The sequence below is a fragment of the Algoriphagus yeomjeoni genome (genome assembly GCF_003259505.1).
Taxonomy (GTDB): Bacteria; Bacteroidota; Bacteroidia; order Cytophagales; family Cyclobacteriaceae; genus Algoriphagus; species Algoriphagus yeomjeoni.
On record NZ_QLLK01000008.1, the window covers coordinates 188125 to 212107 of the forward strand.

The 23983-nt window shown below is 40.8% G+C and carries 18 protein-coding genes; 8 read left to right on the top strand and 10 right to left on the bottom strand.

What is annotated here, in order from left to right; genetic code table 11:
* The 7 genes from LV83_RS14615 (at position 1) to LV83_RS14645 (ending at position 8866) form a co-directional block, all read left to right on the top strand.
* Positions 1 to 2424, top strand: coding sequence for a multicopper oxidase domain-containing protein (locus LV83_RS14615; protein ID WP_111612289.1), 2424 nt, complete (start codon positions 1 to 3; stop codon positions 2422 to 2424).
* A 33-nt stretch (positions 2425 to 2457) separates the two neighbouring features.
* Entirely contained in the window at positions 2458 to 4488 is a 2031-nt protein-coding gene (locus LV83_RS14620; RefSeq protein WP_111612290.1) for a copper-translocating P-type ATPase, read from the top strand.
* Between the two features lie 144 nt (positions 4489 to 4632).
* A complete protein-coding gene (locus LV83_RS14625; protein ID WP_111612291.1) occupies positions 4633 to 5235 on the top strand; it encodes a DUF3347 domain-containing protein in 603 nt (200 codons plus the stop codon).
* Entirely contained in the window at positions 5232 to 5678 is a 447-nt protein-coding gene (locus LV83_RS14630) for a heme-binding domain-containing protein (protein ID WP_111612292.1), read from the top strand. Before LV83_RS14625 ends, LV83_RS14630 begins: the two co-directional genes overlap by 4 nt.
* Before the next feature lie 88 nt (positions 5679 to 5766).
* Positions 5767 to 7554: an efflux RND transporter periplasmic adaptor subunit gene (locus tag LV83_RS14635; RefSeq protein WP_111612293.1), complete on the top strand. Its 1788-nt coding sequence runs from the start codon at positions 5767 to 5769 to the stop codon at positions 7552 to 7554.
* Positions 7555 to 7571: 17 nt separating this feature from the next.
* Positions 7572 to 8171, top strand: a complete 600-nt coding sequence (locus tag LV83_RS14640) for a DUF2911 domain-containing protein (RefSeq protein WP_245947065.1) — start codon at positions 7572 to 7574, stop codon at positions 8169 to 8171.
* Positions 8171 to 8866, top strand: coding sequence for a PepSY domain-containing protein (locus LV83_RS14645; protein ID WP_035464681.1), 696 nt, complete (start codon positions 8171 to 8173; stop codon positions 8864 to 8866). The genes LV83_RS14640 and LV83_RS14645 overlap by 1 nt, the downstream gene beginning before the upstream one ends.
* A gap of 43 nt (positions 8867 to 8909) precedes the next feature.
* Here LV83_RS14645 and LV83_RS14650 read toward each other — a convergent pair whose 3' ends face one another.
* From LV83_RS14650 to LV83_RS14690, 9 genes are all read right to left on the bottom strand, one after another.
* Positions 8910 to 9704 (bottom strand): cation transporter, encoded by a 795-nt coding sequence (locus LV83_RS14650; protein WP_111612294.1) that lies wholly within the window; start codon positions 9702 to 9704, stop codon positions 8910 to 8912.
* Positions 9705 to 9745: 41 nt separating this feature from the next.
* Positions 9746 to 11710 carry a heavy metal translocating P-type ATPase gene (locus tag LV83_RS14655; protein WP_111612295.1) on the bottom strand — a complete coding sequence of 655 codons (1965 nt, stop codon included), beginning with the start codon at positions 11708 to 11710 and terminating at the stop codon, positions 9746 to 9748.
* A 47-nt stretch (positions 11711 to 11757) separates the two neighbouring features.
* Complete coding sequence (locus tag LV83_RS14660) at positions 11758 to 12948, bottom strand: efflux RND transporter periplasmic adaptor subunit (protein WP_111612296.1); 1191 nt, start codon at positions 12946 to 12948, stop codon at positions 11758 to 11760.
* A 110-nt stretch (positions 12949 to 13058) separates the two neighbouring features.
* Positions 13059 to 17429: a CusA/CzcA family heavy metal efflux RND transporter gene (locus tag LV83_RS14665; protein WP_111612297.1), complete on the bottom strand. Its 4371-nt coding sequence runs from the start codon at positions 17427 to 17429 to the stop codon at positions 13059 to 13061.
* Between the two features lie 132 nt (positions 17430 to 17561).
* Complete coding sequence (locus tag LV83_RS14670; RefSeq protein WP_111612298.1) at positions 17562 to 17954, bottom strand: hypothetical protein; 393 nt, start codon at positions 17952 to 17954, stop codon at positions 17562 to 17564.
* A gap of 229 nt (positions 17955 to 18183) precedes the next feature.
* The gene (locus tag LV83_RS14675) at positions 18184 to 18696 is read right to left on the bottom strand and encodes a sigma-70 family RNA polymerase sigma factor (protein WP_111612299.1); all 513 of its coding nucleotides are present in this window, start codon (positions 18694 to 18696) and stop codon (positions 18184 to 18186) included.
* 575 nt (positions 18697 to 19271) lie between these two features.
* Positions 19272 to 21263, bottom strand: coding sequence for a conjugal transfer protein MobC (mobC, locus tag LV83_RS14680; RefSeq protein WP_245947066.1), 1992 nt, complete (start codon positions 21261 to 21263; stop codon positions 19272 to 19274).
* Between the two features lie 20 nt (positions 21264 to 21283).
* Complete coding sequence (locus LV83_RS14685) at positions 21284 to 22567, bottom strand: relaxase/mobilization nuclease domain-containing protein (RefSeq protein ID WP_111612300.1); 1284 nt, start codon at positions 22565 to 22567, stop codon at positions 21284 to 21286.
* Positions 22552 to 22938, bottom strand: a complete 387-nt coding sequence (locus tag LV83_RS14690) for a plasmid mobilization protein (protein WP_111612301.1) — start codon at positions 22936 to 22938, stop codon at positions 22552 to 22554. Before LV83_RS14690 ends, LV83_RS14685 begins: the two co-directional genes overlap by 16 nt.
* A gap of 318 nt (positions 22939 to 23256) precedes the next feature.
* Between LV83_RS14690 and LV83_RS14695 the strand changes: the two genes are divergently transcribed.
* Complete coding sequence (locus tag LV83_RS14695; RefSeq protein WP_111612302.1) at positions 23257 to 23538, top strand: hypothetical protein; 282 nt, start codon at positions 23257 to 23259, stop codon at positions 23536 to 23538.
* Positions 23539 to 23606: 68 nt separating this feature from the next.
* Here the strand turns inward: LV83_RS14695 and LV83_RS21530 are convergent, their stop codons facing one another.
* A complete protein-coding gene (locus LV83_RS21530) occupies positions 23607 to 23855 on the bottom strand; it encodes a hypothetical protein (RefSeq protein ID WP_211320487.1) in 249 nt (82 codons plus the stop codon).
* Positions 23856 to 23983 lie beyond the last annotated feature (128 nt).

Consider the following 23983-nt stretch of genomic DNA (forward strand, 5'->3'; position numbering starts at 1 on the left):
ATGAGACTTAAGCTAAAATATCTCATTGGTTCCATTCTGTTTCTTCTTTGCATGGGCGAGAACAGCAGTTTGGCAAAAGCAGATCAGACACCAGCTGACACTGCGACTTATACTTTATCTATAAAAAAAGATATGGTAACCAAAGCTGGAAAACCTGTGCCCGCTATGACTGTTAATGGTGGAATTCCAGGCCCTACACTGACTTTTCAGGAAGGTGGATATGCTGTCATCTATGTCAAAAATGAAATGGATGTGGAAACTTCAGTTCATTGGCATGGGATCCTTCTTCCGAATTTCTTTGATGGAGTCCCCTATCTGACCACACCTCCGATACTGCCTGGAGAAACCCAAAAATATGAGTTTCCTCTGAAGCAGGCTGGAACCTATTGGTACCATTCGCATACAATGCTTCAGGAGCAAAGTGGTGTTTACGGCTCTATAGTTATTGAACCGAAGGAGAAAACGCTGGAATACGATACAGATTTGGTCATTCTTCTGTCTGATTGGACCAATCAGAAAGCCATGAATGTAATGCGAAACCTAAAGCGAGGAAATGAATGGTATAACATCAAAAAAGGCACTGCAACCCCTCTAAATCAAGTGATAGCAAGGGGAGGCTTCGGTGCTCAGATGAATTTTTGGAAACAACGAATGGAAGGTGCTGACATTGCAGACATTTACTACAATGCTTTCCTTACAAATGGCCAGTCTATCTCCGAGTACCCCGATTTGAAACCTGGGGAGAAAGTGCGTGTACGGTTTATCAACGGATCTGCATCATCACAGTTTTGGTTGACTTTCGGAGGAGCGGATCCCCTGCTTGTGTCTGCTGACGGTCTGGACGTGGAGCCAGTAGTCCACAATAAGACTTTTATCGCCATCGCCGAGACCTACGACTTCATTGTCACTATTCCAGATTCTGGAAAGATAGAAATCAGAGCAACAGCACAAGACGGCTCCGGACAAACGTCTGCTTTCTTAGGAAATGGAAATATCCTCAGTGCGCCAGATGTCCCCCGTCCAGACAAAATAGGAATGATGATGAAAATGGCAAAGATGGACATGAAAATGGGAGCCCCGGCCATGAAGTTTAAACCTTCCGAAGAGAATCCAATAGAAATGATGGATAAGTGGGGAATGCAAATGGATGATAAGATGAACATGGACGAAATGAATCCTAATGAAATGAATAAGGATCACTCGAAGATGGAGAAGACTGAAATGACAATGGATCATTCCAAGATGAATATGGAAGAGAAAAGCTCAAGTGATTCTTCTAAAAAAGTTACTATGCAAGGTATGGATCATTCCAAAAAGGACCACAATCAACCAATGGCTAAACCTATGGAAACGGATGGTAAAATGGACATGGGTGCGTCTATGGACAAAATGCCTGGTATGGATATGTTCGCCGAATACAATTACGACTACCTAAAATCACCCGAAAAAACCAGCTTCCCAGCCAATGAAGCTGTAAATGAAGTCCTGCTGAATCTTACAGGAAATATGTGGCGCTACATCTGGAGCATGAATGGAGTACCACTAGCTGAAGCTGATAAGATAAAAATCGAAGGCGGAAAAGTGACCCGAATTACCTTGAACAACCTCACGATGATGCATCACCCGATGCACCTTCATGGCCATTTCTTCAGAGTAATCAACGATAAAGGAGAATATTCACCTCTCAAGCATACGGTGAATGTGCCTCCAATGCAAAAGATCACTATTGAATTTGAAGGTACCGAAGAGGGAGATTGGTTTTTCCACTGTCATGTGCTTTATCATATGATGGGTGGAATGGCCAGGATATTCTCTTACGAAACCCCACGAGATCCAAGATTAAAAGGCTTTCCGCTAAAAAAACTTATTAAAGAAAGTGATGAATATTTTAACTGGGGAACTGCGAATGTAGCCTCCCAAATGGTAGGTCTAAACCTAATGTCTTCAAATATTCGCAATCAGTTCAACTTGGATCTGGAATATGGATATAACCAGAATTTTGAAGCAGAGGTAAGCTACGAACGATATCTCTATGATTATTTCAGAGTATTCGCTGGAGTGAACCTGGAAAATGAGGTGGCCGAAAGTCTTGATAAGATCAATGCTACGGCAGTGGTCGGGATTCGATTCCTCACACCTTACTTATTCAATCTCGATGTAAGGCTTGATAGCAAACTCAGACCAGAATTCAGAATCAACAGAGAAATCATGATTTTCCCACGAACTACCATTTTCGCTAATTATGAATATCAAATGGATTTTGGATGGACAAATACCCTTCCCGAATCAGGCGAAAACTCCAACTACAAAGGGGAGACTACCTGGTCAGCGGGTGCTAGTTATATTTTCTCCAGAAACTTCTCTGTCATGGGAAGTTACGACAATCGTTTTGGCGCCGGTGGTGGATTGACAGTTAGATTTTAAAATCTTTTAGACAGCTATTTAAACAAAGATAAAATGGAACATTCAGACCATAAACATAAGGAACATGAATCCCATCAAAAGGGAAAGCATGGAATGAAAGGTCATGACCATAGCATGCATCATATGCATATGATCCAAGATTTCAAAAAGCGATTCTGGATTTCTCTGGTGATCACCTTGCCAATAGTAGTCTTGGCGCCAATGATCCAAGGGCTTTTGAGCTATGAATTCAGATTTGAAGGAGACCGATACTTGCAATTCGCCCTTTCCTCGGTGGTCTTCTTTTATGGAGGCTGGCCATTCTTAAAGGGCATGGTAGAGGAACTGAAAAAGAAAAAACCAGGCATGATGACATTGATTGCACTGGCGATTTCAGTAGCCTATTTCTATAGCTCAGCTGTAGTCTTTGGCCTTTCTGGAAAAATATTCTTTTGGGAATTGGTTAGTTTGATTGATATCATGCTGCTAGGACATTGGATAGAAATGAAATCAGTGATGGGAGCTTCTAATGCTCTTCAGGAACTGGCTAAAATGATGCCTTCAGAAGCTAGGAGAATAAAGGAAAATGGTGAATCCGAAGATGTTCCTATTGCAGAGCTAAAATCTGGAGACACAATTTTAGTGAGACCAGGTGAAAAAATTCCAGCTGATGGTGAAATCCTGGAAGGGAGCAGTCATGTAAATGAATCCATGCTTACAGGTGAGTCCAAACCAGTGGCAAAACAGAAAGACGATGAAGTGATCGGTGGATCAGTGAATGATAATGGTGCCCTAAAAATCAAAGTGAAGCACACTGGAGAAGAGTCGTACTTGTCCAAAGTAATAGGATTAGTTACAGAGGCACAAAAAACGAAGTCCAATACTCAAAATTTGGCTGACAAAGCTGCAGGCTGGTTGTTCTACATCGCTTTGGCAGCAGGAATTATCACCTTGGTAGTATGGCTAAGCCTTGGCAAAGACTTCAATTACGCCCTGGAGAGAATGGTCACGGTCATGATAATATCCTGTCCCCATGCATTAGGTCTGGCGGTGCCATTGGTTGTTGCTATTTCCACTTCCGTTTCTGCTAAGCACGGCTTGTTGATTCGCAACAGGACTGCCTTTGAAAATTCAAGGAACCTGACCACCATCATTTTTGACAAGACAGGAACCTTGACCAAAGGTGAATTCGGAGTGACTAGATTCAAAAGCGTAGCAGAGGGAATGGAAGATAAAGACTTACTCGCCATTGCAGCAGCACTTGAAAATAGTTCTGAACATCCAATCGCAGCTGGAATTGTAAGAAAATCAAAGGAGCTAGAATTAAAACTAGGCAAGCCAGAAAACTTCCAAAACATCACTGGAATGGGCATAAAAGCCAATCTTGACGGGAAAGAGATTAGTATTTTAAGCCCGGGCGGGTTAAAACAAAAAGAAATAGAACAACCTGAAGGTGCTTTCAAAACAGAAGATGAAACAGTAGTCTTTGTACTTTCGGATGAAAAGCTTATTGGTTACATCGCATTAGCGGATGAAATCCGTGATGAGTCTCAAGAAGCTATCAATACACTTAAAAAGCACGGAATTAAGATCTTAATGGCTACCGGCGACAATGAAATAGTTGCCAAAGCAGTAAGTGAGACACTCGGGCTGGACGGCTATTATTCAGAAGTATTGCCGGAAGACAAGCAAAAGATCATCAAAGACCTACAAGCTAAAGGTGAATTCGTGGCTATGACCGGAGATGGTGTCAACGATGCCCCAGCTTTAGCTCAGGCAGATGTAGGAATCGCTGTTGGATCAGGTACTGACGTTGCTGCTGAAACTGCCGATATCATTTTGGTCAATAGCAACCCAATAGACATCGCCAACCTGATCCTATTCGGAACTGCTACTTACAAAAAAATGATGCAGAATATCTGGTGGGCAGCAGGATATAATATCGTAGCCGTTCCCTTGGCTGCAGGAGTATTGGCTGGCGCCGGAATTATTCTAAGCCCAGCAATTGGTGCAGCTCTGATGAGTTTAAGTACAGTCATCGTGGCCTTCAACGCACAATTATTAAAACGGCAGATCAAATCTTAACTGACATTATCTAAAAAAGAAATACATAAACCACCCATTGGCACATAAGATTTCTGGCTGCTAGGCGCTTAGATAAGAAACTTAAAGCATAGGTAAACATCAATAAATAAAACTAAGTATCCGTAAAATTCAAAATGAAGTAAAATGAAAACTCAAAAAACAATTCTATCGCTGGCATTAATTGCTGGACTTTCTTTTTCACTAATTGCATGTGGAGAAAAGAAACAAGAGGATCATACCATGGGATCAGAAGACCATAATGCAATGTCTGAATCTATGGACAACATGGATAAAGGAATGGACATGAGTGGACCGGCCACTAAGACTGATCTAATAGATGAGTACTTGGAAATCAAAACAGCTCTTGGAAACAACAGTAAGGAAGAAGCTGCAAAAGCAGCAACTAAACTGGCTGAGTATGCAAAAACCATTTCATTCGATCAGTTAACCGATGAAAAGAAATCCGAAGTAAGTAGCATATTGGAAGTTATCCAAGAACACAGTGAGCACATCGCCAAAAGTGAAATGGATCATCAGATTGAGCATTTTGAGGCAATGGGAAAAGACTTCACAGATCTATTGGCAATTGTAGGCTCGGATAGAAAGCTATATCAGCAGCAGTGTCCAATGTATAATAAGAATGAAGGTGGCATATGGCTGAGTGATTCAGAAGAAATAAAGAATCCCTTGTTTGCCGGTAAAATGAAAACCTGTGGAGCTGTAAAGCAAGTGATAGAAATCGGATGAAAAAAGTAGTCGGGGTTATTATAACCTTACTCCTTATTGTTTTGGTGGGAATTCAATTCATTCCCACCAATCAAAATCCTTACCTGCCTACAGATTCCAATGATTTCATAATTCTTAATAATCCACCTGTGAAAATTGGAAAGATGCTTAAAACTTCATGCTACAACTGCCATAGTGATCAGATCAACTACCCATGGTATAGCAAACTTCAGCCTGCTGCTTGGTTACTTGAAAAACATATCCGGGAGGGTAAGGAAGAATTAAATCTTTCTCAATATGGATCACTATCCGGGAGAATGGAAAAAATGAAATTAGAGAGTATGATTAAACAAATTGAGCAAAAAAAAATGCCTATTTCCTCATACACTCTCATACATCAGGATGCAATATTATCTGACTCAGACCGAAAGGAACTCGTTGCTTACCTGCAAAACTTACAGTGAATGGAATTTAACAAATTCATGATTTTAGTTTAAAAATTGAATTTGACATAGTAAACATTAGGATTAAAAATTCTAAGTAATACACAAAATGAAAAATATATTCAATAACAAATTTGTCCTGATTGCTGTCACTTTGCTGATCGGACTGACCATAGGTTGGCTACTTAAGCCTGCTCCTTCTCCAAAACTAGAAGCCGATGAACATGAGCATGTCGAGTCGATCGCTGGAATCCCTATTACCTACACTTGCTCCATGCACCCTCAAATCCGACAGAATGAGCCAGGTGATTGTCCAATCTGCGGAATGGACCTAATCCCATTGGAGAATGATAATGCTGATGCTGATCCTATGGCTGTAACCATGTCTCCTACTGCAATGCAACTTGCAGGGGTACAATCAATCCTAGTTGGTAATGCTGATGCTGGAAAGTCAATTCGTCTGAACGGAAAAATTCAAGCTGATGAACGTCAGAATTATACACAATCAGCGCATATACCGGGAAGGATTGAAGAATTGTCTGTAAACTTCACCGGTGAATATGTAAAAAAAGGCCAGGTATTAGGCCAAATTTATTCACCGGAATTGGCTACCGCCCAAGAAGAACTTTTTCAGGCACAGAAGATCAAGGATTCCCAACCTGCGCTTTTCAATGCAGCCAAAGAAAAACTTAAAAATTGGAAACTGACTGATTCCCAGATAGCACAAATTCTTGCTACAGGAAAAGTAACCGAGCAACTACCAATTTTAGCGAATGTATCAGGATATGTCACTGATAAAATGGTGAATCTGGGCGACTATGTGAGCAAAGGGGAACCTATATATCAAATTGCTGATCTCAGCAAAGTCTGGGTATTATTTGACGTCTATGAATCAGAATTGCAATGGGTGAAAAAAGGTGATCAAATCGAATTTACTGTTCAGTCCCTTCCTGGTGAGACTTTCACCGGAAAACTCAGCTACATCGACCCGATGATCAACCCTCAGACAAGAGTAGCAAAAGCAAGGCTGGAAGTGAGTAATTCTAACCTGAAATTCAAGCCTGAAATGTTTGTATCCGGGAAAGTGGAAAGTAACGGTAAGTCTATAGATAACAGCATCATAGTTCCAAAAACGGCTGTGATGTGGACAGGAACGAGATCTGTGGTTTATGTGAAGAATGTTTCAGATCAAGCAGTAAGTTTTAAGCTTCGGGAAGTAACTCTTGGCGCATCTTTGGGCTCAGAATATGTCATTACTTCAGGTTTAGAATCAGGAGAAGAAATCGCAGTAAATGGCACATTCAGCATTGATGCTGCCGCTCAACTTGCGGGGAAACCGAGTATGATGTCTCCTGATGGAGGAGCTGCAATGACTGGACACAATCATGGTGGAATGCCTGGAATGAAAATGGAAACTACTAATCACTCATCGCCAAGTGCGGTAGTGTTAACGCCCCAAGCTAAAGATGAGCTGAAGCTGATTTTTGACAGCTATTTCGAATTAAAAAATGCTTTGACCAAAGATGATCTGTCCATTGCCAAAGCTAGCGCTGCTACAATGCTTGCTTCAGTGGAAAAAGTAAATATGTCCGAGTTCAAAGGAGATGCCCATATGGAATGGATGAATTACGAAAAAAACATTAAAGTCGATTTGGTTAAAATCAAGAGTGCTAAATCACTGGAAGATATCCGAAATTCATTTCTTTCTATCTCAGATGAAATGGTTGGTTTGGCCGAAAATTTCACGCCTTTGGCTTCCAAAATTTATGTGCAGCATTGTCCAATGGCAGATTCCAACAAAGGTGCTGATTGGCTGAGTCTGGAGGAAAAAGTTATGAACCCATACTTTGGAAAAGGTATGCTCTCCTGTGGAGAAGTCACCAAAACAATTCAATAATAAAAACGCCCAACTATATGAAAATCAAACTATTATTACTAGCCTTATTTGCGACTACAGCCTGCAATCCAAAAAATAAAGAAAACCATGAAATGGATCACATGGAACATCAAATGGAATCAGAATCACATGAAATTCATGAGGCGAAGCCCGCGGAAGTACCCAAAAGCCCCCGAACTTCAGCTATGGCCATGACAGGTGGTAATCATATTCATATTGATTACAGTGCCCCAAGTGTAAGAGGGAGACAGATTTTTGGCGGGCTTGTGGCTTATAATGAAGTCTGGGTGACAGGTGCCCACAAAGCTACCAATATCAAATTTGACAAAGATGTGATCATAAACGGCGAAACGATAAAGGCTGGCCAATATGGGCTTTTTACCATCCCAGGAAAAGAGGAATGGACAATAATACTGAATCAGGATTGGGACATGCATTTGGCAGATGACTATAATGCTTCCAATGATCTGATCAGGATCAATGTAAAACCAGAAAAATTAAATGAAACTGTGGAAGCGCTGACTTTCGAAGTCAAAGAAAAAGATGCCAAAACAACTACAGTCGCAATTTCATGGGACAAGACTAAGGTCTCGTTTGAAGCAGTGAACGCTGAATAATGAGAAAAAACAATCAATATTATGCACGGAGAATCCATAGATTTCTAGGTGTATTTATAGGAATCCAATTTATCTTTTGGACTATTTCCGGGCTATACTTCAGTTGGACAGATATCGATGAAATACATGGAGATCATTTTCGTAATGATCATATGATGCATGAAAATGCTAGCGAACTAATCGACATCAATCAGCTCGATTCCACCCTAAAGATCTCAACCCTAGAACTTAGATTTGTAAATCATGAACCCTACTATTGGGTGAATGAAAGCAAGCTATTTGATGCTAAATCAGGAAAGCTTCATTCAGAGATTTCTGAGGCTGAAGCACGAGAAATCGCTCAAATTTATATCAAAGAAAATCTCCAAATCAGGGAAGTTAATTACCTGACTGATGCTGGGGCTCATCACGAATACCGAGGTACATCGCTTCCTGCATGGGCAATACATTTCGATACCTCTGAAAATCTGGTAGCATATGTAGATGCTAAGAGTGGCCAGTTTACCAAAGTCAGGCACCGAGCTTGGCGTTGGTTTGACTTTCTTTGGATGTTCCACACTATGGACTATGCGGGGAGAGACAACTTCAACAACCTCCTCTTAAGGATATTTTCTCTTGCTGGGTTAGCGGCTGTAGGGTCAGGTTTCACTTTATTCATCATGACTCTTAAGAAAAAAAGGCACTCTAAAAAATAGAATTCTCCATGTTGAGTAAAGTTTATTAAAATTATATAACTCCCTATTTGCTCAATTTCAAAATTCTGAATGCACCCTGGACCACCAAAACAAAAACTACTCCTCCAATGATCAAATCTGGAAGACTGGAATTCAACCAGTTGACCAAAAGAGCAGCTACTATAACGCCTAAGTTTATGATTACATCATTGGAGGTGAAAATCATACTTGCCTTCATGTGAGCATCTTCTTTACTTTTTGACCTTTGTAAAAGGTAAAGACAAAGAGCATTAGCGAGTAGTGCAAAAATTGAAACTATAAGCATCGTTGAAAAATTGGGAACTTCTTCCATCCCGAAAAACCTACTTAACACTTCTGAAAAACCTATTAGAGCAAGTACAATTTGAAAATACCCCGCAAGTTTTGAAATTCGTTTTTTCTTCCGAATAGTCCCTCCCACCGCAAATATACTAATGCCATACACTAAGCTATCTGCAAGCATATCTAAACTGTCCGCAACCAACCCCATGGATTTGGAAAATATTCCTGTAGCCATTTCGATAAGAAAAAAAACGAAGTTGATTGCAAGTACATACCAGAGGAGCCTTTTCTGGTTGGAATCCTCAAGGAAATCAGTCTGGTTAGTAAGTTCTGTGGATAGTTTCCTACTTCCCAAATTCAATTCATAAATTGACTTTTCAATCTGTTCTATTTCCCCCATATGAAAGACAATCAATCTTCTGTTGGGTATATCAAACTCCAGGTTTTTAACAGAAGTAATTCCATCCAACTTTATCCGAATCAGATTTTCCTCGGAAGGACAATCCATCTGTTTTATTTCAAATAGTGACTTCTCCATTTAGTAAAATAATTAAACGGCTGCTCATTCATTCAATATTATCAATTCCTTTCGTAGCCAAGCAGTCTCAATGCATTTACTACAACTACAATGGTAGAACCTTCATGAATCAATACAGCAACTCCAATAGATGCGAATCCAAAAATTGTAGCAGGTATTAAAAGTCCCACTACACCTAAACTGATCCACAGATTTTGTTTGATAATCCCTTTAGCCTTTCTACTCAGTCCAATTGCAAAAGGTAATATTTCCAACTTATCAGCCATTAAAGCTATATCGGCAGTCTCCAGAGCTACATCAGACCCTGCTGCCCCCATTGCAATACCAACAGTACTAGCTGCCATAGCCGGAGCATCATTCACCCCATCACCTACCATAGCTATCTTGGATTCTGACTGCTTTAATTGCTTGATAGCCTCAACCTTTTCTTCAGGCAACAGACTTCCTTTTGCCCCCGTCAGTCCAACCTCTTGGGCTATTGCATCTGCTACTTTCTGATTGTCCCCGCTGAGCATAATCATCTTTTTAATCCCAATTTCCTTGAGCGCCGCAAGGGTGGACTTTGCCGCAGCTCTTGGAGTATCCATTAACCCGATGATACCAATATAAGTATCGTTTTTCCTCACCAGTATGGTTGTGTTCCCATTGGATTCCAAAGATTCTATTTTCTCGATAATTTCTTGTGAGGGTTTGTTATCATCCAGCGCTTCGTACAAATCCAGATTGCCAATATAAATTTTATCTGCTCCCACATTTGCCTTTATGCCCTTGCCAAGTACGGCTTCCAATGAATCCGCCTCTGGGATTTCCTTTCCTTCCATCCTTTCTTTACCGTCTCTCACCACGGCTTTGGCCAAGGGGTGATCACTTAGCCCTTCCACCGCAACTGCGGTTCCCAGCAACTCGTCTTCTGAAATACTATTCCATGCGATTACCTCTGTGATTTTTGGTTTTCCCTCTGTCAAAGTTCCCGTTTTATCAAATGCAATTGCGGTTAGAACACCCAAATCTTCCAGTGGTCTTCCTCCCTTAATCAAAACTCCTTTTTTTGCTGCCCGGGCAACGCCACTCAATACCGCACTAGGTGTTGCAATTGCTAGCGCACACGGACTTGCTGCCACCAAAACTGCCATTGCGCGATAAAAACTATCACTAAAAGGCTCATCCAACACCAAAAAGGCAAAGCACAGTAGTACTACCAATACCAGAACCGATGGGACAAAATACTTCTCAAATTTATCGGTCAGCAGCTGAGTGGGTGATTTCTGCGCTTTGGCTTCATTGACTAAGGTAATTAACCTGGCAACAGTAGAGTCTTCTGCAATTTTCAACACCTTAATTTCCAAGGTGCCGTTTCCGTTGATCGTTCCTGAATATGCCCTGTTTTCCTGAGGCACATTATCTAGGGAAATATGCTGTTCATCCTGTTCTTTTATAGCTTCCTTGTCCACAGGTATACTTTCTCCAGTAATAGGAGATTGATCCACAGCACTACTTCCCTTTACAATAACCCCATCTGCCGCAATTCTGGAATTAGGCTTAACAATGATGATATCATCGACCTCCAACTCTTCAATTCCCACTTCCACCGAACTGCCTTCAGTTTTCTTTAAGGCGGTTTTTGGTGCAAGAGTTGCAAGTGATTCAATGGACTTATGCGCTTTTCCCATAGCGTAATGTTCCAATGAATGCCCAAGACTAAATAGAAACAGCAACAATGCACCTTCTGCCCATTCTCCCAGGATCGCAGCACCTATGGCTGCGACCAACATGAGAAAATCAATTTCAAAACCTCCCTTTAATATGGTTTCTATCGCCTCTTTCGCGGTATAGAAGCCCCCAAAAAAATAGGCTCCTATATACATGGCAAGACTTACCCATTGAGGCACATCTTCTAAAAAACTCAGGCCAAACCCAATTCCCAAAAGAGCTCCACAGCAAATGGAGAAAATCAATTCACTATTCTTTCCGAATATCCCAGAGTGTTCCACTTTTTCCTGTTCCATAGGTTTTCTATTTAAGTTTCATGTTAGTAGTGTTTTTCACAAAATGATTAATGGTGTCCGCCTTCTTCTTCACTATTCTTTGCCTTTGAAAGTAAGGTAAATGCTCCCTTTGTCACCAGTTTAATATCCTGATAGACAAGACTGGAATCCAAAAGGGTCACCTGCGTAAATCCGTCCTCCTTATTACCCATTTCTACTTCTATCATTTCATAGTCATATGCGGGCTCTCCATTCTCGTCCCGTTGCCCCAAGTAAGAAAAAATGAAATGCTTCTCCCCAAATCTTACCACCGCATCATCTGGTGCTACCAAGACTTCTTCGCTTGCAGTTTCTATTTTTGCTGTCACATACATCCCTGGGAGCAAATCGGTGTTTTTACTGTCAAAATGCCCATGAACAGTCACCGACCTATCTTTTCGAACTCCCTTACCAACCAAAAACACATGGGCTTCTCTCCATTCATCATTCGTATTGGCGAGATTGAATTTGATGCGCTGATCTTTCTTGATTTTTGGGATGTCATTTTCATAGACAGAAAGCTCCACATGGAGATCATCTGAATTCGTTAAATCCATGATTACATCCTGTGGGTTTACATATTTGCCAATATTGGTATATACATCCAGCACAGCTCCAGCCACAGGAGAGTAAATATTCACGACAGATTTGATTTCCCCGGACTCCACTTTCTCCGGATCAAAGCCAATCATGGTCAACTTGGCTTTGGAGGTTCTGATTCTAGCTTCATTGGCCAGAAAATTACTTTTGGATTCTTCAAATGTCTTTCCGGATGCCACTTGCTCACTGTACAATTTCTCCTGGCGTTCATATTCAGACTTCAGATAAGAACTGTTTGCCAGGCTTTCCAAATAATCCTGTTGAAACTGAATGAATTCAGGATTTTCTATTGTCACGAGTAGTTGGCCTTTTTTCACTTCATCCCCAGGAAGGAGTGTAGTATTCTTCACAAATCCCCCATAAGGCATTGTGATGGAAATATTATTTTGAGGCGGAACGTCTATCACCCCGTTGACCATCAGTTCGCTGCCAATTTCCCTAAATTCCAGCTTGCCTAGCTCAATCCCGGTGACATCAAATTGTGCCTGACTCAGTTCGACCCTAGATTCATTTTCCTCATGATCCCCCTGAATTTCAATGCTGTCAACCTTAGACCCACAGGACGTGGCAATTCCAAGAACAAGTAATGTGAAGAGACTATTTATGATATATTTTTTCATCTGTTTATAGTTTGATTTGCTATGGTTATATGAATCTCGCATTCCTTAATCACCTTAGAATCTGACTTTATATTCATGCTTGATTTCATATTATTTCCGTTTGATCGGTTTTAGTTGATACCCGATAAGAATTCGATTTGAATAAGTGTTTGATTGGATTTGTCCAGTAAATCCAGATAGTTGAAGTACACATTCAAGCTTCTATTGAGTCCTTGTGTGTATTCCACATAGCCAATTTCACCACTTTGGAAACCTCTCTGGGATTGTTTTAGGATAAGCTCTGCTTGAGGAAGAGCACTATCTTCATAAAAATCCAAACTGGTCTGGAATTTTTGGTACTCGAGAAGTAAAGAGGTGAATCGGTTTTCGAGCTCATTGGTGAATGCTGTTTCTTGTTCCTCTGCTTCAGCAATCCGAATTGATTTTGATTTAATAATCGCTGATTGTGACTTCAAACTGAAAATAGGAATGGCTAAACCCACCTGAAATCCATCAAAGCGGTCTTTTGAGCTGTAAACTACAGGGTCTCCAGACATGGTTTGACCTGGCCCATTGAAGGACTGATTAAAATACCCTAGTTTGATGTCTGGCATCAACCGAGATTTTTCGACTGACTTTTCCTTTTCTGCAATGGCAATTTGCTGCTGAACCCAGGCTAATGTAGGGTTGTCGGCGATACTATTCTGGTCCAGAGAAAGCTGAGGTGAATTTTCCTTCAATTCTCCCATTTCAGGCTCAATCGTAACTTCAGCATTGATAAGCATCCTCAACCGTTTGGTATTGATCTCCACATCGGCATTGTTCTGAGCTATCATAGCCTGGATCTCAGCCACCTGGGTCTCTGCGGTTGCCTTTTCCAAAAGATTGGTTTCACCAGACTCAAACCTCAAGGAAGCTGCAGATGCAAACCGGTCATAAATACTGTCTTGCCTGGCAAGTAATTTCCCTTTTTCCCTTGCAGTCCACAACGCATACCAAGTGGATTTCACGGATCTGATCAATTCATTTTTACTCATCTCCACTGCCAACTCACCAGAAACTATTTTAGATTCAGCCAATCCATTTTGTCGGCTATAGGTGGTCGGAAACTCAAAAGTCTGGGAAACCGAAAACCGGCTGTCGTTGGTGAAGGCACTGTTTGTCTGGCCATATTCCATGTCCACAGCTGTTTTCCCAATATTCCAGCTTGCCCCTTTTAATGCCCGCTGTTGTTCCAATCTAAGTCCTTCAGCTTTGACACTTGGATTGTTTTCCAAAGCCAGTTCTATTGCCTGATCCAGGGAAGTAACATGCATTGGAGTTTGTGCATAGGAAGATAAATTTCCTAAGGCCAAGAATCCAATCACCAATAACCCTACAGTGCCTTTGGGTCTTCTCAAACCTCTTTCGAAATAATAGTATAATATAGGTAAGACAACCAAAGTCAGGATGGTGGCCGTGATCAGTCCACCGATCACTACGGTAGCCAGTGGTTTTTGAACTTCCGCTCCACTTGAAGATGAAAGTGCCATTGGCAAAAAGCCCAAAGATGCCACGGAAGCAGTCATAATTACGGGTCTTAACCGGGTTCTAGTTCCCGAATAGATCCTTTCAAATATGTCGGTGCCCCCTTCCTTTTTCAGGTGGTTAAATTCAGCAATCAGAACTATACCATTAAGTACAGCTACGCCAAACAGTGCAATAAACCCAATTCCTGCAGATATACTAAAAGGCATTCCCCGTAAGGTCAAAGCGAAAATCCCTCCGATGGCGGAAAGAGGGATAGCCGTAAAGATCAAAATACTCTGTTTGATAGAACCGAATGTGAAGAACAGCAAGACAAAAATCAATAACAAGGCCAGCGGAACTGCAATCCCCAGTCTGGCTTTAGCTTCAACCAAATTTTCGAATTGGCCTCCGAATGTCACAAAATAACCCGTTTCAAATGTTACAGCATTTTCAATTTTGGACTCTATTTCATTAACTATGCTTTCTACATCCCGATTTCTCACATTGAATGCGACTACAATTCTCCGCTGGGTATCATCCCGCTGGATTTGATAGGGGCCTTCTTTTACTGAAACTTCAGCTACTTGGTATAGCGGGATCTGCTCTCCGTTAGCCCGGGCGATAAAAAGATTCTGAACATCCTCAATATCATTTCTTTTTGTCTGGTCGAGTCTTATTATCAGATCAAACCGTTTTTCCCCCTCATAAACCTTCCCGGCTGAAGCACCTGCAAATGCTGCCTGTATAGACTGATTCACTTCTTTTATACTTAGTCCATATTTAGCCAGTTGAGCCCTTTTGTAATCAATGACTATCTGTGGCACTCCCGTCACTTCCTCTATATAAATATCTTCCGCTCCTTCTACACCTCGTGCTATCTGTCCTATCTGGTTGGCGTATTCAGATAGTTTTTCAAGGTCTTCTCCATAAATTTTGACAGCCACATCCTGACGCACCCCAGACATTAATTCATTGAAGCGCATTTGTATGGGTTGTTGAAATCCAAAGTTGACCCCTGGCAAAACTTCCAAAGCTTCAGACATCTTATTTGCCAAATCTTCCCTGTTGGTAGCTGAAGTCCACTCACTTTTATCCTTTAAGACAATCATCATATCCGCAGCTTCAACTGGCATGGGATCCGTTGGAATTTCACCTGCCCCGATTTTAGATACAACTTCCACTACCTCTGGAAATTGGTCCAAAAGAATCTTCTCTGCCTGGGTTGTAGCCTTCATGGTATTCTGAAGGGAAGAACCAGTGACCACCCGCGTTTCCACAGCAAAATCCCCCTCTTCCAGAGTAGGTATAAATTCTCCACCCATACGGGAAAAAACCCAACCTGAAACAATCAATAAAACCAAGGCTACACTAATGACTATTCCCCTATGATGCATAGCCCATCGAATGGAAGGGTCGTAGAAGCGATGGAAAAACCCCATGATTTTATCAGAAATATTAGGCTTGTCACTGATCTTCTTGCTTAGAAAAAGTGCAGAGATCATGGGCACGTAAGTAAGCGAGAGTATAAATGCACCAAGAATAGCAAAAGCCACTGTTTGCGCCATTGGTCTGAACATCTTACCCTCAGTTCCAACCAATGCTAAAATTGGTAGATATACGATAAGAATTATAATCTCCCCAAACGCAGCTGAATTTCGGATTTTACTTGCAGAAAGAAACACCTCTTCGTCCATCTCCAGCTGTGTCAGCTTTGTTTTCCTTTTCACCAAACCTAAATGATGCATGGTTGCCTCAACTATAATGACGGCTCCATCTACAATCAATCCAAAATCAATTGCCCCTAAACTCATCAGGTTACCAGACACCCCGAATAGATTCATGAGTGAGAAAGCAAAAAGCAGGGCAAGTGGAATTACCGAAGCCACTATCAGCCCTGCTCTCAAATTGCCAAGCAAAAGCAGCAAAACAAAAATGACAATCAAGGCGCCCTCAATCAGATTTTTACTAACTGTGCCAATGGCATTGTCCACAAGTTTGGATCGATCCAAAAAAGGCTCTAAAGTCACCCCTTCGGGCAATGTTTCTTTAATTTCTTCGATTTTTGATTTGACGTTATCAATAACCTCTGCCGAATTTTCACCTTTCAGCATCATTACAATCGCACTGACTACTTCACCTTCACCATTCCTGGTGGTAGACCCATAGCGCACAGCATTACCAAGCTGTACTTTTGCGACATCTTTAATGAGAACTGGAATCCCATTTTCATTTACCCGTACGGGGATATTATTGATATCCTCAAAAGAACCTACCAAGCCTTCACTTCGAATAAATAAAGCAGTTAGATCCTTCTCAATATAGGCTCCACCGGTATTTTCATTATTATCTTCAAGCGCCTGGAAAATATCAGCAATTGATACATTCAAAGATTTGAGCCGATCAGGCTCTATGGCGATTTCATATTGTTTGAGATACCCTCCAAAGCTGCTCACATCAGCTACCCCTGGCGTACCCAGTAGCTGCCTTCTGACTATCCAATCCTGAATAGTTCTAAGTTCACGTGCATCATATTTGTCTTCATAGCCAGGTTCTACACCAACTACATATTGGTAAATTTCCCCTAACCCTGTGGTAATCGGAGCCATCCCCGGAGCTCCTATCCCCGGAGGTATTTGTTCTTTGACTTCGGACATGCGTTCATTTACCTGTTGTCTGGCCCAATAGACATCCACATTCTCCTTAAACACAATGGTAACAACTGACAACCCGAAACGCGAAAAGCTTCTGATTTCTTCAATGTCAGGAATAGTGGCCATCGTGATTTCGATGGGAAATGTGATTAAACGCTCTACTTCTTCAGCCGCCAATGACGGGGAAGTAGTGATTACTTGTACTTGATTATTGGTAATATCAGGAACTGCATCAATGGGAAGTTGGGTAAGTGAATACCCGCCCACAATGACTAATCCTATGGTAAGTAGCCCGATTATCAGTTTATTTTTAACTGAGAACCGGATTATATTATCCAGCATAAGGAATTAAGTTTTATGAATTAAAATGGAAGTGGGCAGATTTGCCCAAAGAAAAAAGCACTCACAGCAATCCTAAACAGGAATATCAAGTATTCTGATCAGGATAAATTGCTACGAAATGAAATGAGGGAATTAGCCCCGAGGAGGCTGAAAAAGTTCACCTAAAACCGGTGAGGTAAAAAGGAAATTATAATAGCTTTCTGCTTGTACCTTCTCAGTAAAAGACTGAGGTACTACAAATTCAGCAATGGAGGAGAAATAGATTGAAGGGTGGGAACAGGTATGATTTCCGTGAAATGGTAAATTCTCATGATTTTCTTCGTCATGACCTGTATTATCATTCCCGTGATCTATGTAATCTTCAACGACGAAGTCTAATACTGAATCACCATGCTCCTTCTGATGCTCTCCAAAATGTGAAAACAAGAAGGGAAGCTTTTGTATCTGACAGCATAAATCCAAATTCATCGACAACATCCCCAAAAGGAGTAGCGCAATAAATGATTTATTTCCAAGCCGTTTCATATTTGCAAAGCTACAAAATAAAGTAGTGCAAGGCTATTGCAGAAAATTCTATAGTAAAATCCAAGTATCCTTTTGGGATGTTTTAATAAGCAGATGAGCATGAATTTCTGATTTGTTGTAAACTGGCTCCAATAGTTAGAAAAAGGGTGTTTCTGCATTAAATCAACTGTCTATCTTTAGAGTTTTACTCCCACTTCTTCGAGGTAAAAAAAGCATAAGAATAGCCTATTCAGTTATCACATACTTCACAGTCAGATTTTCCGACAAGCTGATTTTTTTCATTGACCTGATATTTACAACAGATCCTGAATCTTTCCTTTAATATCTCCTTTGCCCTCCTAATCCTACCTTTGGTGGATGCCAAACTGATCCCTAGAAGATTTGCAGTTTCCTGTTGGGACTTTCCTTCCAAATAGACCAGCTGGACAGGAGTTTGGTAAAGTTTAGGGAGCTCATCAATAAACCGGTCCAGACAACAGGGAGTTTCCACATTAGTCTCGGAAATTGGTTCCTCTACAGGCTGGGAATCACGTGAATTGAAATAGTTGGCTATTTCATTTCTGGTAATCTGGAATAGCCAGCCCTTGAGTTTACTCCTGTCCTTTAGCTGATACTTTTTTTCATGGATTTTCAGGAAAGTAGTCTGTAGAATATCCTTTGTTGCCACCTCATCTTTCACCCTTTTTAGGATAAAGAAGAATAGGGTTGAATAATATTTCTGATAAATTTCTTCGGAATCCATAGATAGTAAATTAGAAATTAATCCTGAGATTGTTCCTTTTAATTACAGCAGGAGCAGGTTTCACAATTACATTTTTCACAGGGACAATTGCTCTTTGAGCAATCCACACAATTGCATTGATCACAGGAACAGGATGTACAGGTACAAGAATTCATATTTTAATTGTTTTGGTTCACTTAGTAGACCAGAAAGTGGGGAAAAGGATACATTTTTTATAAATAATTTTTGGAAACCTTTTTCTCTCAAGGGTTGCGTCCTTCAAATTCAGTGACGCATACATCATTCAGGCATGTGTTCGAATGAAGACTGCCAAAAAATGATATTTCAGAATTCGTATGGTTCGTACAGTCCGTACCCCTGGAAATGTACGAGAAATACGAGGCAGAAATTCGAATCAATTCCAATGTATTTAATGAGGTTAAATATCACTCGAATTAAAAAGCGAAGACCGACATAATGGAAATAATAATATGATTCCATTTACGCTCAAAAAATTCTTTACTTTAGTCTATTAAGCCATTGAATGTAAACATTACTATTGCCCTATTCCCACATCGAATAATTAAGAGTGATTTTTAATTACCCTTCCTAATCACCAAATGCTTCTTCCCTGGATCATTCAATAACTTTCCCATTTCAGCCTGAATAATATCCTGCACATCCTGCTTGATCTGCAAATAATTTCGCTGCACGATAGCATTGTCCCGCTTTCGGATTTCAGGAATGGGCTGGTAGTTATCCTGCTCCTTTTTCAGGGCATTATGATCGTTGATAATTTCCGAATGAAATGCTTTTAGGCTCAGTTTGCAATCTGGATTATCTGCTACCATCCCTACAAATTCACCCGATGAAAGAGAGGATATGGTAGAAGGTGGAACAGCAGACTCCAATTGTTTTGATCGACTGACAGAAGTATCTGCACTATTAATGGAAAGGCTCTGCCTGTCCTGCATGATCTTCCCTATCCTATCCGATAATTGTTTGGCAGAATCCCCATTCACCTGTCCTGAAATGATATTTCCTACTATGCCCATAATCACATCAGCAAGCTCTCGTCCATAGTCTTTTCTAAGCTGACTAAGATCCTGAACACCCAAAGTAGTAGCAACTTTATTACTCCTTGCCGTAGCAATCAGACTGTCCATGCCGTTCAAATAGATCGTCGGAAATTCATCAAAAATCAGACTGCTTTTTAGCTTTCCCTTTTGGTTTACCAGCTTCACCAGACGGTTTACATAAAGTGAAAGTACGGCTCCATAAATCTGGATTTTCTGGGGATTGTTTCCCATGCAAACCAACTTTGGCTCCTCCGGATTATTGATATTCAGCGTAAAATCATTACCAGAAAGCACATAATACAGCTGGGAGGAAGACAACCTGGCCATAGATATTTTGGCTGAAGCGATTTGTCCCTCCAACTGCTCCATCACATCGTTCAGGTAGGCATTTACAAAAGGATTGATGAGCACATCAATGTCCTTTTCGGTTCGCAATACTGTGAACAACTCATCGTAATCAGCCTGCATCAACTCGATGACATGCGGCAGCGTGCAGAATTCTCCACCGTTGTATTTTCTCAAAAACCAGATGATAGCAGTCAGGAAATTGATCGGTGATTCCACAAAAAAGTCTCCTTGCTTTTTGATCCATTCCCTGTTCAAACCCATCAATATCGTCCGGGCTGATTCTGCTGCATCAGTAATATCCAACATGGTCTCCGGTGCCAATGGGTTGCAGCGATGGCTCCGTGTAAGATCATCAAAATTGATAACATAGAATGCTGGAACTACATTATAACTAGCCTTATTTTTAAGCCAGGTATTGTAAACAATGGATGACAGATCATCGAATTTGAAGTCATACACAAACATGGAAAAGCCTTTTTTGATGTGCTGAGTAATCACATGACGAATCACAAAATAGCTCTTTCCTGATCCTGGGGTTCCCAACACCATCAGGCCACGAAATGGATTAATGACATTGATCCAGCTGTCTCTAACCTTTCCTTTCAGGCTATATTTTGCAGGTAGATTGACTGAGAATTCATTTTCCAAGAGCCGTTCCTCCTGAGGAAAGGTTTCATTTTTTGAATTGAAAACATCAGTACTGAGTTTGTCATGAATAATTCTCGAGAGCTTTGTTCCAGCCGAAAGTATAAGCAAAAAACCTAGGGAGGTAACTATCATATAGGCAATTGAAATCAATTCAATTGGAGCTTTCCAGTGCATTACCATGTAACTCCCGAAGTAAAATCCCATACCCAGAAAGCCATAAACGAAAGCTGTCTTTGCGTTCATCTTTTCATTCTTCCTACCCTTGATTCCCAAAAGAGAGATAGCAAGCAAGGCAATCGCAATAAGCTTGGAGGCGTAAAAATTCTCAAAGAGACCAGTACTAATTACGTTATCTAAAACGCCATCAGTCAGATCTGAAACCAGTTCCCAATCCCTGAAAGTAGCATAGCAGTAGTAATAAAAATGCAGTCCCAAAACCCCAACCCCCATTACCCTGGTCATATCCAGAATCTTGCGTAATCCCTGTTCATTCTCTCCGGTTTGCATCCCCATACCCTCTTAGTTTATCCCTCTTATTTTACTTGCTTTCTCTTTTTCCGTTTCTTCTTCCTCCATTCAAATGGCAAATAACTATACGTCTCCTCTGGAGCTATTACTGTGTCCAACATACCTCTTGAAGAGCTATTGGAAATTCTGGTTTCCTTATCAGGAACAGGTAGAATTAGTCGCTGATCTCTTGGGTTTTCCTGCGATTGACTTGTTGATTTGACGTATGATTTGGGAGCGACCGTGTCATTTTTCTGATTATTTCCTATTCGATCCAACAGTCCATTCGCACTGTATTTCTTACCTAATGCACTTCCATTAAACACACATTTGGTTCGATGGTCCACAAAAGTGACCCCATACAATCGAGCTTCTTGATTCTCCCGTTTGACCGTGACAATGCCCTGCTTCTCCAGGCATTTTATTACCTCATCCAAACTGCTTTTATGCATCTTCAATACAGTCAGATCAATTGCTGAGCGAATGGAATTGATATATTTCTTACGTTCTGTTTTATTGAATTCAAACTTTGATTCTATGGCATTAAGTGTAGCAGGAAAATGAAAACTGCTTGCCTTTACAGGTACCCCAACTTTATTTCCTTGACCATCCAACACCCGGTAAACCAGTCCTCTATTTTTGAAAATTCGTGATTCTTCAGTCCCACGGTCAGCCAAAATCCGATAGCCTTTCAATAACGCATTTAGTTCAGGCAAGGAAGTGTAGCTGTAGTTTCTTAACACATGTTGCAATACATTTCCAATAGCTCTCTTAGTCTCAGATTTACCATAGTCCAGTTTGGAAATCGACACAGGCTTTGCTATAAAAAGGCCCTGTTTCTGAGACTCGGCTGGCACCAAACCAAACTGTTTTTCGATGGCTTTTCGGGTCGGTTCAGACTTGAGTTTTCCGATATTATGGAGAGCAATCCGCTTACCATCCAAGCCAATATTCGTAGTGACTATATGCAGATGTGGGTGACCTGCATCGGTATGTTTATACACCAGATAAGGTTGGTTTTCAAACCCAATCCCATGCATGTATTCCTTGGCAATCTTTTGTGATTTTTCTTTTTCAAAATCCTCTCCAGGAGCAAAATTGAGAGAAATATGCACTGAATTCACTGAAGTTTTGGAGTTCAATTCAGTCAGTTTAAGCATGTATTTCAAACGAATATCTGCTGACTTGACCGCTTCCTCAACCGGATAGTTCTGGATCAAAAGCAATTCAGCCACTCCTTGTTCTACCTTATTTTCATTGTAGTGGAATGGTCGTCTTAAAGAAGCGCTGGTCTTTATGATTGCAACCATTTCGCTGCTGATTGATTGATAAAAAGGGTAACCGATTTCAGTGAATCTTCAATCACCCGCTGTAATATCTTTCCCTCAGAAAGGTGAATTTTTAGTTCATTTCCAGCAGTTGAATTTATCTTTTTCACCAACTGATTATAGTTGGTAGCAATACCATGCAAGTCTCTCCTCAGCGATGTTAACTCGGCCAAAAGTTCCTGCATTCCGGTATCCTTATACCTCCCGATAACAAGCTTTTTCAAAAGCAATTTTCTGGTATAATCACTTAGGCTTTCATGGACTGTCTGCCCAAATGCAGTTTGGATTTTCTCATATTCTTGGAGTGTCAGTCTAACATGCAGCCATTTGTTTCTCTTGTTTTCTTCCTTCATCACGATCTTTTTTCACTGTTCTACATCTTTACAAATTCCAACCCCACGACTTCGGAGTTAGGGGTTTCAAGATCCGGTTGTGATACAACCGTACATCTTGCCGATTTCGGAGGACACAGGAAATCCCGTTAGCTTTTTAAGGTTTTTGAAGCTTTGGAAAAATCTCTGGTCCATTTCAAAATCCCAGTCAGTAGGTGATACAAGTATAAAAAGTGCTTGGATCATTTACCTATCCTGATCAATTTCTAAATAGGCTCATTTCATTGATAGACAGTAGTTTTAGGAAAACATTATTTCCAACTCAAAACCAAAGAAGCCATGGCTATCTCATCTCTTGAAACAATTTACGATACCCTACTTGCCGTTCCAGGCATGAATGACACAGTAAAAATCGATCTGAAAATTCCCCGCAAAACCGTGTTATTACTAAGTGAAGTAATCACACGTGGAATGGAACAAAAATCTGAACCCGGTAAAAACCCTATTCGTATTTCAAAAGAATCAGAAGAAGAGCTGAATGCTATTATCTCCGATAGCTTGGAGAAAGCGGGACTAACTACCCTAAGTTCCAAACTTAAAAGGCTGACAAGTCAAGGCTAGGAGAAACAGGCTACTTATTGCTAAAAAATACAGAAAGCTTAGGTATCATTACAATGATCAAACCTACCTTATACAAATCGATTCATTGACGGAGGGAATGAATCGGTTTGTAAAGGGTAGATCAATCTTTTGCCAAAGCCCTGTTCCGCCGGAACAAGGAAGTGGGCTGTGGGATCTTCTTGACTTTTTTCTGTTTTATCAGAGTCTTGAATTTTATACTTACCTCTGTCAATCAGATAAATGCTCCATAAAAATATAATCAGCATTCCCAAGATCATCATTGGAATACTCACAAACATCATAAAACCTTCAACCATAGAACTTAAAACTGCTTTGCTATATCTGGAATAATATTGCAAGCCTCCAGGTCCTCGCCGGTAAAACCTCCTACGATTCACCCATACCCTCAACGCAAAGCCTCCTCCCAAAAGACAAATTCCTACCG